This window comes from Bacteroides caccae (assembly GCF_002222615.2).
Classification (GTDB): domain Bacteria; phylum Bacteroidota; class Bacteroidia; order Bacteroidales; family Bacteroidaceae; genus Bacteroides; species Bacteroides caccae.
Genome location: NZ_CP022412.2, coordinates 44,655 through 58,305, shown reverse-complemented (window position 1 = coordinate 58,305; position 13,651 = coordinate 44,655). Strand labels below are relative to the sequence as shown.

Below are 13,651 nucleotides of genomic sequence, written 5' to 3'. Positions count from 1 at the left end.
CTTGGAAAGCATGAAAGAAGTTACGTTTATCCGTCGGAACATTGAAAAATGGAAGGAAACCGAAAAGGTAGTGGAGCAGGCCGCGGGCTTGTCTCCCGACCAACTTGCCGACGTATATACGGATCTGACTGCTGATCTGGCATTTGCCCAGACACATTTTCCGACTTCACGCATTACTATCTATCTGAATAATCTTGCTTCGGCACTGCATAACGAGATTTACCGGAACAAACGGGAAAAGTGGTCGCGAATCATCACGTTCTGGACGCGTGAAGTTCCGCAGACAATGTATGATGCCCGGCGTGAACTGCTGACTTCCTTCATTATCTTTATTGTCAGCGCGCTGATAGGAGTGATATCCGCTGCGAATGACCCGAACTTTGTCCGCCTGATTTTAGGGAACGGCTATGTGGATATGACTTTGGATAATATTGCCAACGGTGAGCCAATGGCGGTCTACAACGGCTCGGACGAAGTGCCGATGTTCCTGGGAATTACGCTTAACAATGTGATGGTTTCTTTCAATTGTTTTGCAATGGGGCTGTTGACTAGTTTCGGTACAGGATATATGTTACTTAGAAACGGAATCATGATAGGTGCCTTTCAAACCTTCTTTTATCAGCACGATTTGCTTTGGGAATCCAGTCTTGCTATCTGGCTGCATGGAACGCTTGAAATCTGGGCAATTATTGTGGCTGGTGCCGCCGGACTGGCTTTAGGTAACGGTTGGCTTTTCCCCGGCACCTATTCACGGTTGGAGTCTTTCCGTCGGGGTGCAAAGAAGGGAGTAAAGATTGTCATAGGTACCGTTCCCGTATTTGTAATGGCAGGTTTTATTGAAGGCTTTGTCACCCGACATACGGAACTGCCGGATCTGTTGAGGCTTGGATTCATTCTACTTTCGTTGTCATTTATTATTTTCTACTATATTTATTTACCAAATAGAAAAAAACATGGAATCACAGAAACCTAAGATCGCGATGTATGTGAAACGTCCTTTCGGTGAAAAGTTAAACGCTTCTTTTGATTTTCTAAAAGAGAATTGGAAATTGTTGTTGAAGTTTACTACTTATCTGTTGTTGCCTCTTTGCCTCATTCAGGCGTTGAGCCTGAACGGATTAATGAGCGGGGCATTGTCGATATCCGCTATCGCAAGTAGTACGGCAATGGCTGCGTCTTCTTCTTCGCTCATTGCTTTCGGCTCTTATTATGGATTATATATGTTCCTTTATCTGATTGGAATAATCCTCCTGACATCGTTGGTCTATGGGCTGATCCGGACATATAATGAACGCGAAGAACGCTTGCAGGGAGTAACTTTGGGTATGCTGAAACCTCGGTTGTTCCGTAATATAAAAAGACTGCTACTGATGACAGGTGCTTGTATATTACTGGTACTGTTTGTTGGTATTTTTGTAGGTCTTCTGGTTGCTTTGACGCCTTTCACATTGTTTCTGACTATTCCGTTTATCATAGCTTTCTCCGTACCGCTTGCTCTGTTGGCGCCCATTTATTTGTTTGAGGATATCACTTTAATGGAGGCTTTCAAGAAAACTTTCCGGTTGGGATTTGCTACTTGGGGAGGTGTCTTTCTAGTTTCATTGTTAATGGGAATTATAGCTAACGTCCTGCAAGGAGTAACGATGATGCCTTGGTATATTGCTACTGTCGTGAAGTACTTTTTTGCAATGAGTGATGTCGGTGGAAGCGGTGAGGTTACTGTATCGGCAGGATATAGTTTCTTCCTCTACTTAATGGCGATTATTCAGACATTCGGCGCTTACCTGGCAATGATTTTCACCTTTGTCGGCATGGCTTATCAATACGGGCACGCCTCGGAAGTGGTGGACAGCATTACGGTGGAAACTGATATTGATAATTTTGATAAACTCTAAAAACAGGTTCAGGTAGATGATGACTTCCCCAGCTGATACATTGGTTTGTGATTCTGCACAGCTTGCGGCTTTCCGGTCCGATGCTGCGTATGATTATAATCGTGAGCTGATAACTCCGGAAATTAATATTTTCGAGTGGATTCGCGGTCAGTTCGGGGAGTTGTTGGGTAAAATATTCGGTAGCCGTTTTGCGGAGGAGTATTCCGGGCTTATCATGATTTGCCTGGCCATTCTTCTTTTGCTTCTGATTGTTTGGTTTGTTTACAAAAAACGTCCCGAACTGTTCATGCGTTCGCATAAAAATTCACTTCCGTATACTGTTGAGGAAGATACCATTTATGGCGTTGATTTTCCGAAAGGCATTGATGAAGCACTGTCCCGTCGGGATTACAGGGAAGCGATACGTTTGCTCTATTTGCAGACACTGAAACAGTTGAGCGACGCCGAACGTATTGACTGGCAGCTTTATAAGACACCTACGCAATATATCTATGAAGTGCGGCTGCCGGCTTTCCGGCAAATGACCAACCACTTCCTGCGGGTACGTTACGGTAACTTCGAAGCGACGGAAGAACTTTTCCGTGAGATGCAGGCATTGCAGGAAGAAATAGAGAAAGGAGGCGCTGTATGAAAGGAAGCCACTGGTTTATCATTTTCATTGTAGCCTTTTTGGTCATAATGTTCGCTGTGGAATATCACCTGCCGAAGAAGTTTGTGTGGACACCTACTTTCGGTCATTATGATGACCAGCCTTTCGGATGTGCGGTGTTCGATAGCCTGTTGTCTGCTTCTTTGCCCAATGGATACACATTGTCGAAAAAGACATTCTATCAGTTGGAGGAGGAAGACACGTTGCATAGCCGGGGAATACTGGCAGTTGCCCATGACATGGCATTGACGGACATTGATGTGAAGTCTCTCCTGAAAATGGCGGAACGGGGAAATAAGGTTATGCTGGCGAGCACTATGTTCAGCCGGTACTTGAAGGATACATTGAACTTTGAATCTTATCGTTTTTATTTCAGTCCGTTGGCTCTCAAGAAATATGCCACTTCGTTGTTGGCAAAAGATAGTTTATGCTGGGTGGGAGATTCGGCAATCTATTCCCCGCGAACGTTCTATTTCTACCCTCAGCTTTGTTCCTCTTATTTCTGGGGCGATTCGTTGCCGGGAAAAGAGTTGGCGAGGAAAGCGCTTCATGTGAATGAGTATCGGTATGAGGTAGAAGTCGATTCCGTATCTACGGAATCGGAGCAGGACACACTTCGTTATGTTCCTGTAGCTATGACCTGTCCGGTTGGGAAAGGGGAGGTGATTCTTGTCTCCACTCCTTTGATTTTTACCAATTATGGTATACTCGACGGGAATAATTCGGTTTACATATTCCGCTTGTTATCTCAAATGGGCGAGTTTCCTGTTGTCCGTACCGAAGGATATGTCAAAGAGACGGCGGAAACGCAGCAGTCTCCTTTCCGTTACCTTCTTTCCCGGCAACCGCTTCGCTGGGCGTTGTATCTGACGATGATTGCCATACTGCTGTTTATGATATTTACGGCACGGAGACGGCAACGTGTAATACCGGTTATCCGCGAACCGGAAAACAAATCCCTCGAGTTTACCGAACTGATAGGGACTCTGTATTATCAGAAGAAAGATCATGCAGACTTGGTCCATAAGAAGTTTATCTACTTTGCGGAAGAATTGAGAAGAGAGATTCAGGTGGATATAGAGGAAGTGGCGGACGATGAACGCTCTTTCCGCCGGATTGCGCAGAAGACGGGAATGGATGCGGAGGAAATCGGTACGTTTGTCCGCGAAGTCCGCCCGGTGATTTACGGCGGCCGCGTCATTTCTGCGGAACAGATGAAACTGTATATAGATAAAATGAGTGAAATAATCAATCATATATAAAGAAGAAACTTATGGAAGCGAACACTGAACAACGGATAGATTTAACTCTCTTTTCCGAGAAGATACAAGGACTGAAAGAACGGATTGTCTCCGTCATAGTCGGTCAGGAACAAACGGTGGACTTGGTGCTGACGGCTATTCTGGCAAACGGTCATGTGCTGATAGAAGGTGTGCCGGGAGTAGCGAAAACGTTGCTGGCCCGTCTCACGGCCCGGTTGATTGATGCAGACTTCAGCCGCATCCAGTTTACCCCGGATTTAATGCCGAGCGATGTGTTGGGAACGACCGTATTCAACATGAAGACGAATGAGTTTGATTTTCATAAGGGGCCGATATTTGCGGATATTGTATTGGTGGATGAGATAAACCGTGCTCCTGCCAAAACGCAGTCGGCCTTGTTTGAAGTAATGGAAGAACGTCAGATAAGTATTGACGGGACGACACACCGAATGGGAGAACTCTATACGATTTTGGCTACCCAGAATCCGGTGGAACAGGAAGGGACTTACAAACTTCCCGAAGCGCAGCTCGACCGCTTCCTGATGAAGATTACTATGGATTATCCCTCATTGGATGAAGAAGTGAATATTCTGGAACGTCATCACTCCAATGCCGCCTTGGTGAAACTTGATGATATCACACCTGCTCTTACGAAGGAAGAGTTGTTGACGCTCCGTGCTTTTATGAAGAATGTGTTTGTTGACCGCACGTTGCTTCAGTACATCGCCCTGATTGTGCAGCAGACACGTACCAGCAAAGCTGTGTATCTGGGAGCTTCTCCACGTGCGTCCGTTGCTATGATGCAGGCGTCCAAAGCCTATGCTCTCTTGCAGGGACGTGATTTTGTGACACCGGAAGATATTAAGTTTGTGGCTCCGTATGTGCTTCAACATCGTCTGATTCTGACTGCCGAAGCGGAAATGGAAGGCTATTCTCCGGTGAAGGTGACGCAGCGTTTGATTGACAAGGTTGAGGTTCCGAAATAGATAATGCATGATAGTCCAACTGTCATGTTCCGATTACGGTCTTTAGTTTTTAACTCTTAATTTTTAGCAGACAAGTTGTATTTAACGAATCGTTTCTATATTGTCTTTGTGTTGGTTATCCTGTTTCTGGGTAGCGGATATGCGTTTGCTCCGTTGTTTGTTGTCGGGCAGTGGGCGCTTGTGGCTTTGATTGCGTTAGTGTCGGCGGACGGATTTCTACTTTATCGTACCAACGCGATTCAGGCAGAACGTCACTGTGCCGACCGTTTCTCCAATGGCGATGAAAACGAAGTGGCTATCCGTGTGGAAAATAGTTATCCGCGTCCCGTCTCTTTGGAGATTATCGACGAGATTCCTTTTATCTTCCAACAGCGGAATATCAATTTCCGGATACAGCTTCAGGCAAATGAAGGGAAAACGATTAGTTATCGTCTCCGCCCTACGCAGCGGGGTGTTTACTCTTTCGGGCGGATCAGGGTGTTTGTAACCGGTCGGATCGGATTGATTTCCCGGCGTTATACTTGTGGGGAGCCGTTGGATATCAAGGTATATCCTTCTTATCTGATGTTGCACCAATATGAGTTGCTGGCTATGAGCGACAATCTGACCGAATTGGGGATAAAGCGTATTCGCAGAGTGGGGCATCATACGGAATTCGAACAGATAAAGGAATACGTCAAAGGGGATGATTACCGGACGATAAACTGGAAGGCAAGTGCCCGCCGGTATGAGCTAATGGTGAATGTTTATCAGGATGAACGTTCCCAACAAATTTATAATGTGATTGATAAGGGGCGCATTATGCAGCAAGCTTTTCGCGGTATGACGTTACTCGATTATGCAGTCAATGCATCGTTGGTGCTTTCGTATGTTGCGATGAGAAAGGATGATAAAACCGGCCTGGTAACTTTCGATGAACATTTCGACACCTTTGTGCCGGCTTCCAAGCAACCCGGACATGTGCAGACATTGCTCGAAAATCTTTATAGCCAGCAGACTACTTTTGGCGAAACGGATTTCTCCGCTCTTTGTGTTCATCTGAACAAGCATGTCAGCAAGCGCAGTCTTTTGGTGCTATATACTAATTTCTCCAGTATGGGGAGCATGAACCGTCAGTTGGCTTATTTGAAACAACTGAATCGTCAGCACCGTCTTCTTGTGGTCTTTTTCGAAGATGCCGATTTGAAAGAATATATCGCCAACCCTGCCAGGGATACGGAAGGCTACTATCGCCATGTCATAGCGGAGAAGTTTGCTTTTGAAAAACGGTTGATTGTTTCCACCTTGAAGCAGAATGGAATCTATTCTTTATTGACCACGCCGGAGAATCTTTCGATTGATGTGATTAATAAGTACTTGGAGATGAAGTCACGGCAATTGCTATAGCTTTCTGTGTTTCTACAAAGAAGAAGATAGCCATTCCTATTAAGATAACTCCGAGTATTCCATAAAAGAGTCGTGCCCGGTTGCGCCCTACGTTCCGGACAATGGTTTGTGCATTGCGGGTGGTAAAGAACCAGTTCCAGTTGAGCAATGACGCCAGCAGGGAGATGATCCCTGCCAGTGCAAAAATTCCTTGTACGATATATTGTCCGGTCATAGTTTGATGACTCTGCTTCCGTCCTCCAGTTCTTCAATCGTAACTTTTACGGCATCGCCTGGCAGCAGTTCTTCTACAAGTTCCGGCCATTCGATGAAGCAAAGAGCACCGCTGTAAAAATAATCTTCGTAGCCCATGTCGTACACTTCACTCAGTTTCTTGATGCGGTAAAAGTCAAAGTGATAGATCAATTCCCCGGTTTCGTCCGAACGGTATTCATTGACAATAGCGAACGTGGGAGAGCTGATGACATCCGTAACACCGAGTTCTTCACAAAGGGCTTTGACGAATGTAGTCTTACCGGCTCCCATTTTTCCGTATAGTGCGAATACAGTGCTGTCGCCCATAGCAGCGATAAATTCACGGGCTGCTTCGTGGATACTTTCTAATGATTGAATCTTGATTTCCATATATTAATCTGTTATTATGACTGTTTTTTGAAACAACTCTTTCCAATTTTGCAAACGGCATAAATCAGAATGGAGAAGAATATGATTGAAGCTCCCGAAGGGACTTTCCAATGGTAGGAGATGAACAATCCGCCCAGACATCCCAGAAAACCGATGCCGATAGACAACCAGATGATTTTCTTGAAGCTGTAAGTGAACAGGTTGGCGGTCATTTGCGGGATGGTGAGCAGCGAGATGGCCAGCACGATACCTACCATACGAAGGCAGGCAACGATGGTCAGCGCAATAAACATCATCAGCAGATATTCGAATATCTCTACCGGGATCTTTTGCGAACGGGCAAACTCCCGGTCGAAAGCGATATATACGATTGGACGGATGAACAGATAGAAAAATCCGGTTAACAGCAGAGCCAATATGCCGAGCATCCAGAGGTCAGTCTGATTGATTGTCAGGATGTTCCCGAATAGATAGGCGGACAGGTCGGGGGCAAAGCCGGGTGACAGGAAACTGAACATGATGCCTAATGCCATTCCTAACGTCCAGAATACGGCAATGGCAGAATCTTCGCGCATATCTTTACGTCTGCTGAGCCACTCTACACCAAAGGCGGAAAGCACGGAGAAGACGGCTGCCGACAATATCGGGGAAATTCCGGCAAACAGTCCCAATCCTATTCCTCCGAAAGAGGCGTGAGTGATCCCTCCACTGATAAACACCAGTCGGCGGGTAACAATATAGGTGCCGATTATCCCGCAGGCAATGCTTGCCAGCAGGCTCCCCAACAAGGCGTGCTGAAAGAATGTATATTGTAATAGGTTCATATTCTTCTTTCTCCGATAATCAGAAATACTTCGTCTTTGAGATTATCCGGCAACTCGATACCACGAAGTTGAAGACTACGTATCCAGCCGGCAACTTCGTCGTCTTTTGTGGTATATAACACATCACGGAACTGCTCTGTTTCTTCTTCCGTATACATATTGCCTTCACGACCGATGAACTGGTCCAGTTCTTCATCATCGTAATACTCTATTTTCTTACTGACGGCAGCCAGCAGGCTATCCCGTTCGCATACTTCGTGTTGGCCGCAGCATTCTGCATCCACTTCCTTCACTTCCGGCATACGGTCCAGTTCGCCTCTTTCTATCTTCTGTTGTAGTCTTTTGTTGCGGATATACCCGGCAATCAGCGCAATGATACCCAGCAATATCAGACTTATAATGAGTATCCACATAGTTATATCAAATCAATTTTCGGCAAAGTTACTTATTTATTTGTATTCTATTATAGTTGCTATCTATTTCTTTCGTACTTTTGTACGTTGCTAACTTAAATATAATAAGTAATGAAGCGAAAGAGTCTATTGTTCGTTTGGAGTTACGTATTTATCTTATCTACTATCTTTATTTCTTGTAAAGATACGGATAATAGTGTGTTTGGAGATGATTTTGATTTTCCGGCACTAACGGATGCAAATACGATTCGTTTTACAGTGAATGTTACAGGAGATTGGCGCCAATTGAACATTGTTGCAGACGGTGGACGAATGGTAATAGACTGGGGAAACGGTCGAATGCAGAAAGTTGAAGATCCTTCTTCGATGGCTGGCGGAGTGACATATAGATATGGTAATAAAGGATCGTATAACGTAAGAATCTGGGCTGAAGAACTACAACTTATTGATATAAGCGGTCTGTTGATTTCTATAAGTGATTTGCATTTGGGGAATATGCCGGGAATGAAATCTTTGGTTCTGAATAGTATTACCGATACCCGTGAATTGAATTTGAATACTTTTTGTCCTAATGTAGAAAGTATTAATATCGGTAGTTTCGCAGATTTGGAACATTTGGAGGTTGAGCATTGTTCCCGATTACGGAATATACAAATTTATTCTAATCCTAAATTAACTTCAATGGAGCTTGGCAATCATCCGGAAGTGGAAGAATTGTATTGTTCTTATAATGGTTTCTCCTCCTTTTCATTAAAAGGTTTACCCAAATTGCGTTCTGTGGATCTGGGATATAATAGTGCATTGGCGAGTCTGGAGCTAGATGAGAATAATGGGATTAATGCATTACTGATAAGTGGGTGTGCTTTTCAGTCGGTTGACGATGTCTTGGAGTGTTGCCCTTCTCTGAATGAGTTAAGTTGTTCCGGTAACAGATTGACGGAACTTGATTTGACTAAGCATTTATCTATAAGGGAACTACATTGTGACCATAATCGGTTAACCCGTTTATTAGTTCCGGAAGGACAATATTTCGGACATCTCTATTGTCATTCCAACCAACTGGGTGAGGCTGCCTTGAAGACTTTGTTTGTTTCTTTAGGACAAGTTCCGAAACCGACTCCTGAATATCCGAGACCTCCTCAATGCCGGATCTCTTATAGTGATAACCCTGGAAATAAGGAGTCTTTAAAAGAAATACTGAAAGAGAAAAATTGGATAGTTGATGAGGAATAAGATAGTAAAAAGGCGACTTCTTATGAATGAGAAACTACTGATCGTGTGAATATTTGTTTGTCGATATTGCGTATATACCTTTAAATCTTGAATATAATGAAAGAGAAAGTCTTGTTAATTTTCTTTTTGTGTAATGTTGCATTATTTGTATCAGCTCAGTCTCACATGGAAAAAGGATTGCAAAGTATTAGCCGTTCTTCTACTGAAGCTATTATTAATTTTTTAGCAGGTGACGAGTTGCAGGGACGCGAAGCCGGATTCCATGGCTCGCGTGTAGCTTCGGAATATATTGTTTCTTTGTTGCAATGGATAGGAGTGCAGCCTCTGAATGAAAGTTATTTCCAGCCTTTTGAAGCCTATCGCAAAGAAAGGCAAAAGAAAGGTCGCCTCGAAGTTCATCCCGATTCTATTGCTAAACTGAAGCAGGAGGTTCATCAAAAGCTTTCCATGAGAAATGTATTAGGCATGATTCCCGGTAAAAATACAAAAGAGTATGTAATCGTAGGCGCTCATTTTGACCATTTGGGCATAGATCCAGCTCTCGACGGAGACCAGATTTATAACGGAGCCGACGATAATGCATCCGGTGTATCCGCTGTATTGCAAATAGTAAGGGCATTTGTTGCCAGTGGAAAGCAGCCGGAAAGAAATGTAATCTTCGCATTTTGGGACGGAGAAGAAAAAGGGTTGCTTGGCTCCAAATATTTTGTGCAAACTTGCCCTTTCATCTCTCGAATCAAAGGCTATCTGAACTTTGATATGATAGGTCGTAATAACAAACCGCAACAGCCTGAACACGTTGTTTATTTTTATACGGCTGCTCATCCGGTTTTTGGAGATTGGTTGAAAGAAGATATCAAGAAGTATGGTTTGCGGTTGTCACCGGATTACCGCGCATGGGATAATCCCGTAGGAGGAAGTGATAACGGTTCATTTGCTAAAGCTGGTATTCCGATCATCTGGTATCATACTGACGGACATCCCGATTATCACCAACCGTCTGATCATGCCGACCGCCTGAATTGGGATAAGATTGTGGAAATCACTAAGGCGTCCTTCCTTAACATGTGGAAAATGTCGAATGAGAGAGAGTTCTGACACAACAAAATGTGTGACTATGCTGAGACATCTGGCTGGAACGATAATACTTATATTGTTTGGTATATCTTGTGCCGAGAAACGTAGTTGGACTGAGGTAACTTTTGAACATGATTCATATATTAAAGTTCCATTGACTATCAATGGTGATGTTCATTGGTATATATTTGACACTGGGGCTGGAGTCTCAACTATTCTTTCTGAATTGGCAGTAAAGTATAATCTTCGAAATGAGAGGGAAGAGGAACTGGCAGAGAAAATAGAGCAAGGAATTAAAAAAAAGGATTCTATCGGGCGTTTTTCCGTTCCAGCGGTGTTGGTGCCTTTTTGTATTGGAGAAAAAGATTTTTCAAAGATAGACTCTAGTAAAGTAACAAATATTTTTGCGGTAGGGGAACTGAAACACTATGGTGTAAGTGGTAAGAATCTCAGTGGGGCAGTTATAGGGCGCACTTTAATAAATCAATATAATTGGTTGTTCAATTTTCGAACAAATAAATTATTAATAGCTGATTACGATGTAGATATCCCGTTATCTTTGGGAGCAAGTTGTTTGGAGATGCGAATAGATTGTGGTGGAAACAATATGTGTGCTGATGTATTGATTAATGATACTATGCCAATGAGGTTTATATTAGACTCAGGCCTGTATTCCCAACCGGTTTCAGTTGGAGATTATAAGCTTATGTGTGATTTGCTTTTACCATTTTCTCCGGAGGATAAACTGAAGAACTATTTATATGAAGATTATTATAATACTTATCCTTTAACAACATCGGGTAAAATACCTGAAATGGAGGAGCATGGCCGGATTTCGACTTCCTTGGATGACTCGGTTTTTCTAATACTTTCTTCTGGAATGAAGTTTAATAATCAGCATCTGACTGGTGTTGGTATGTATAAATTGCCTGATTATTTTCTAAAAGAGGAGATTTATAATGGCTATCTGACAAATCATTTTATAAGGCGTTTTGGAAATATGTATATAGATTCTAAGAATCAAAGAGTTGTTTTGTTTGATTCTCCTCAAGATTCAACTTCTCTTTTGGTTACAGATTTACAAGAGGTTGTGCAAAAGCTGAAACAGGGTATATATGAATACAGAACGAAAAAGAATAACTCTCTGTTACAACGTGTCTTTAGGAAATAAGTTCTGAAGGGTTTATTCTTTTGGATATGGAAAATAGCAAATGAAGAAGGCTATTAGAAACAGTACATTGTTATAAAAAACTTCAGCTATTTCTACTCTGGGGGAAGGAGAAATAGCTGAAATATTTATAGTAGGCCGATATTAACTGTTATTCTTTATCCCAGCCCGGATTTTGTGTTAAGTTGGGGTTCAACGCGATTTCTTCCAGCGGAACCTGATATAAGTAGTATTTTTCAAGCCATCCTTTACCTTCTTTGATAGGATCGTTGAACAGATAGATATATCCTTCAGTCATAGAACCATTGGCGCCGTCCGATGTTCCGGTCGTTTCGTTCAGTAGGGTTAGTGAACTTAGTTCGTTTTTGGATATCCACATACCTTTCTGTTGCATATTTACAAACCATGGAGCCATTCTCCAACGACGCACATCATAGAAACCGAATCCTTCACCCATTAACTCGATGATGCGTTCGCGGCGTATTTCCCAAAGGACAGGGTCTACCAAGATACCCGTTGTATTGTTTTTCGGATAGTATTTGCCACGTTTGGGATCGAAATTCTCGTCAATATTAGCAACTGTCATCTTTTCTACTCCTGCTCGGGTACGTAACTTGTTAATTGTTTCTTCAGCTACATTTTGGTCAAATGCGCCGGTTTCGTACATCGCTTCTGCATAGTTCAACAGTATTTCTTCTATTTTGAAGATCGGTTTATCGGCTGTATTTACCTGTGCATTGTTATAGTTCTCTTCCCAGTTATCCCAATTTTTCCATACGTAGTATCCCGAACGGCAGGCAACATAAGCATGCGGTCCGTATTTCTTCCCTTCGATTGTGTATTGTGCACCGCCTTGCAAGTTGGGAACCCGTCGTACTAACGAAGCACTCCAGTTTTGTCCCGGCAAGCGTTTCATGCCCACTCCCGGATTACTGCATGACTCGTTTGGACCCATGATGTCAATATATTCGCGGTCGGCAGGATCGCTGGTATACGACCATGTGGTATAGTCCCCTTTACCGTCCACTACTTTATAGGGCGGCATGATAGTATGGTACATACGTGGGTCTCTGTTACGGAAAGTCGAATAGATATCTTTGTCTCCGGCATATAATTCAGAATTGGAAATAGTCTTTCCATCCTTACAAAGATACAGATCTACCGTTCCTTGATGCATCTCTATGTCGTGGGAAGAAGTGTGTTCGTAATAACATGAGTGTCCCGGTTTGATTGTTTCCAACCATTGTTGGTAGAGGATGATGCCCGGAACTGTACTCAAATCGTCCGTAGTCCACATTTCGCCATAACCGGCACCCGGTTGTCCGTCTGTTCCTGTATACAGAGAAGGATAATCTTGCATCAACAGTTTCGAAACGCGCTTACATTCTGTGAAATATCTGTCGTAACTTCCCAGTTCATGGTACTTTCTCCAGGTACCTTCCCGAAGAGTGAAACGGGAAATGGCTGCTCGTACACAGTTCTGGTTGATAGTGTTAGAGCCATCCTTTTTTTCATAGATCGCTGTGTTGCCGATATTCGATTCTGCCCACAGCAAACGGTCTAATACCTTGTCCGCTACTTCGAGGCGGGGCATACGGGAACCGTAAGCTTCTTCCGAAGTATCGTCCAACGGAGTATCTACCCAGGGAACATCACCAAAGCGGTCAATCAATTCCATATACCAGAAAGAATGGAAGAAATATCCCACGGATTTCCAGTGGTTCTTTTCTTCTTCGGTCATGTTAGAGTCATCCACGTGCGACAGCATGATGTTAATGCGGCGAATGAAGGAAGAAAAGTTCCAGCCGTTGCCGGAGGTTGCGTTTGTCACTGTCTGAAACGCATATTTATTTTGGCTGCTTGCACCTCTTTGTTCCAGATATCCGGCATATACGTCACCGAGATAGTGAGAATTACGTCCGATAGCGGTAGTGGAGGTGGCTATATTTGTGTTGGAAAACATTTCATAACAAGGCCACATGAAAGCTTTGAAATTGTCGTATGACTGGAAAGCATTTTCTTCCGTCAAGCTGGTCACGGGGTATTTCTCTAAAAAACTGTCATTACATCCCGTCAATGTCATCCCTGTGAAAAGGGTTAGAAATAATAGTATCTTTTTCATAACTATGTATCA

Annotated in this window: 14 protein-coding genes; 9 read left to right on the top strand and 5 right to left on the bottom strand. The window is 43.3% G+C overall.

Features of this window, described 5'->3' with window-relative positions:
- Positions 1 to 10: 10 nt before the first annotated feature.
- From CGC64_RS00265 to CGC64_RS00240, 6 genes are all read left to right on the top strand, one after another.
- Complete coding sequence (locus CGC64_RS00265) at positions 11 to 973, top strand: stage II sporulation protein M (protein WP_005678677.1); 963 nt, start codon at positions 11 to 13, stop codon at positions 971 to 973.
- A complete protein-coding gene (locus CGC64_RS00260; protein ID WP_005678678.1) occupies positions 954 to 1,895 on the top strand; it encodes a hypothetical protein in 942 nt (313 codons plus the stop codon). Before CGC64_RS00265 ends, CGC64_RS00260 begins: the two co-directional genes overlap by 20 nt.
- A 16-nt stretch (positions 1,896 to 1,911) precedes the next feature.
- Entirely contained in the window at positions 1,912 to 2,526 is a 615-nt protein-coding gene (locus CGC64_RS00255) for a DUF4129 domain-containing protein (RefSeq protein ID WP_005678679.1), read from the top strand.
- Positions 2,523 to 3,806 carry a DUF4350 domain-containing protein gene (locus tag CGC64_RS00250; RefSeq protein WP_005678680.1) on the top strand — a complete coding sequence of 428 codons (1,284 nt, stop codon included), beginning with the start codon at positions 2,523 to 2,525 and terminating at the stop codon, positions 3,804 to 3,806. The genes CGC64_RS00255 and CGC64_RS00250 overlap by 4 nt, the downstream gene beginning before the upstream one ends.
- Before the next feature lie 11 nt (positions 3,807 to 3,817).
- On the top strand, positions 3,818 to 4,792 hold the full coding sequence (locus CGC64_RS00245; protein WP_005678681.1) for an AAA family ATPase: 975 nt from the start codon (positions 3,818 to 3,820) through the stop codon (positions 4,790 to 4,792).
- A gap of 75 nt (positions 4,793 to 4,867) precedes the next feature.
- Complete coding sequence (locus CGC64_RS00240) at positions 4,868 to 6,178, top strand: DUF58 domain-containing protein (RefSeq protein WP_032855390.1); 1,311 nt, start codon at positions 4,868 to 4,870, stop codon at positions 6,176 to 6,178.
- Here CGC64_RS00240 and CGC64_RS00235 read toward each other — a convergent pair.
- Genes CGC64_RS00235 through CGC64_RS00220 form a run of 4 tightly spaced genes read right to left on the bottom strand, consistent with a single transcriptional unit; the run spans position 6,138 to position 8,039 of the window.
- The gene (locus tag CGC64_RS00235; protein WP_005678684.1) at positions 6,138 to 6,392 is read right to left on the bottom strand and encodes an immunity 17 family protein; all 255 of its coding nucleotides are present in this window, start codon (positions 6,390 to 6,392) and stop codon (positions 6,138 to 6,140) included. The two genes, CGC64_RS00240 and CGC64_RS00235, sit on opposite strands and share 41 nt — an antisense overlap.
- The gene (gene tsaE, locus CGC64_RS00230) at positions 6,389 to 6,802 is read right to left on the bottom strand and encodes a tRNA (adenosine(37)-N6)-threonylcarbamoyltransferase complex ATPase subunit type 1 TsaE (protein WP_005678685.1); all 414 of its coding nucleotides are present in this window, start codon (positions 6,800 to 6,802) and stop codon (positions 6,389 to 6,391) included. Before tsaE ends, CGC64_RS00235 begins: the two co-directional genes overlap by 4 nt.
- Before the next feature lie 14 nt (positions 6,803 to 6,816).
- Positions 6,817 to 7,626, bottom strand: a complete 810-nt coding sequence (locus CGC64_RS00225; protein WP_005678686.1) for a metal ABC transporter permease — start codon at positions 7,624 to 7,626, stop codon at positions 6,817 to 6,819.
- A complete protein-coding gene (locus CGC64_RS00220) occupies positions 7,623 to 8,039 on the bottom strand; it encodes a hypothetical protein (protein ID WP_005678687.1) in 417 nt (138 codons plus the stop codon). Before CGC64_RS00220 ends, CGC64_RS00225 begins: the two co-directional genes overlap by 4 nt.
- Positions 8,040 to 8,150: 111 nt before the next feature.
- Between CGC64_RS00220 and CGC64_RS00215 the strand changes: the two genes are divergently transcribed.
- The 3 genes from CGC64_RS00215 to CGC64_RS00205 all read left to right on the top strand — a co-directional run bounded on the left by CGC64_RS00215 (position 8,151) and on the right by CGC64_RS00205 (position 11,520).
- Positions 8,151 to 9,272, top strand: a complete 1,122-nt coding sequence (locus CGC64_RS00215) for a leucine-rich repeat domain-containing protein (protein ID WP_005678688.1) — start codon at positions 8,151 to 8,153, stop codon at positions 9,270 to 9,272.
- Between the two features lie 96 nt (positions 9,273 to 9,368).
- Complete coding sequence (locus tag CGC64_RS00210) at positions 9,369 to 10,370, top strand: M28 family metallopeptidase (protein ID WP_005678689.1); 1,002 nt, start codon at positions 9,369 to 9,371, stop codon at positions 10,368 to 10,370.
- 19 nt (positions 10,371 to 10,389) lie between these two features.
- Positions 10,390 to 11,520 carry a pepsin/retropepsin-like aspartic protease family protein gene (locus tag CGC64_RS00205; RefSeq protein WP_032855426.1) on the top strand — a complete coding sequence of 377 codons (1,131 nt, stop codon included), beginning with the start codon at positions 10,390 to 10,392 and terminating at the stop codon, positions 11,518 to 11,520.
- A gap of 148 nt (positions 11,521 to 11,668) precedes the next feature.
- Here CGC64_RS00205 and CGC64_RS00200 read toward each other — a convergent pair whose 3' ends face one another.
- Positions 11,669 to 13,639, bottom strand: coding sequence for a RagB/SusD family nutrient uptake outer membrane protein (locus CGC64_RS00200; protein WP_005678691.1), 1,971 nt, complete (start codon positions 13,637 to 13,639; stop codon positions 11,669 to 11,671).
- Positions 13,640 to 13,651 lie beyond the last annotated feature (12 nt).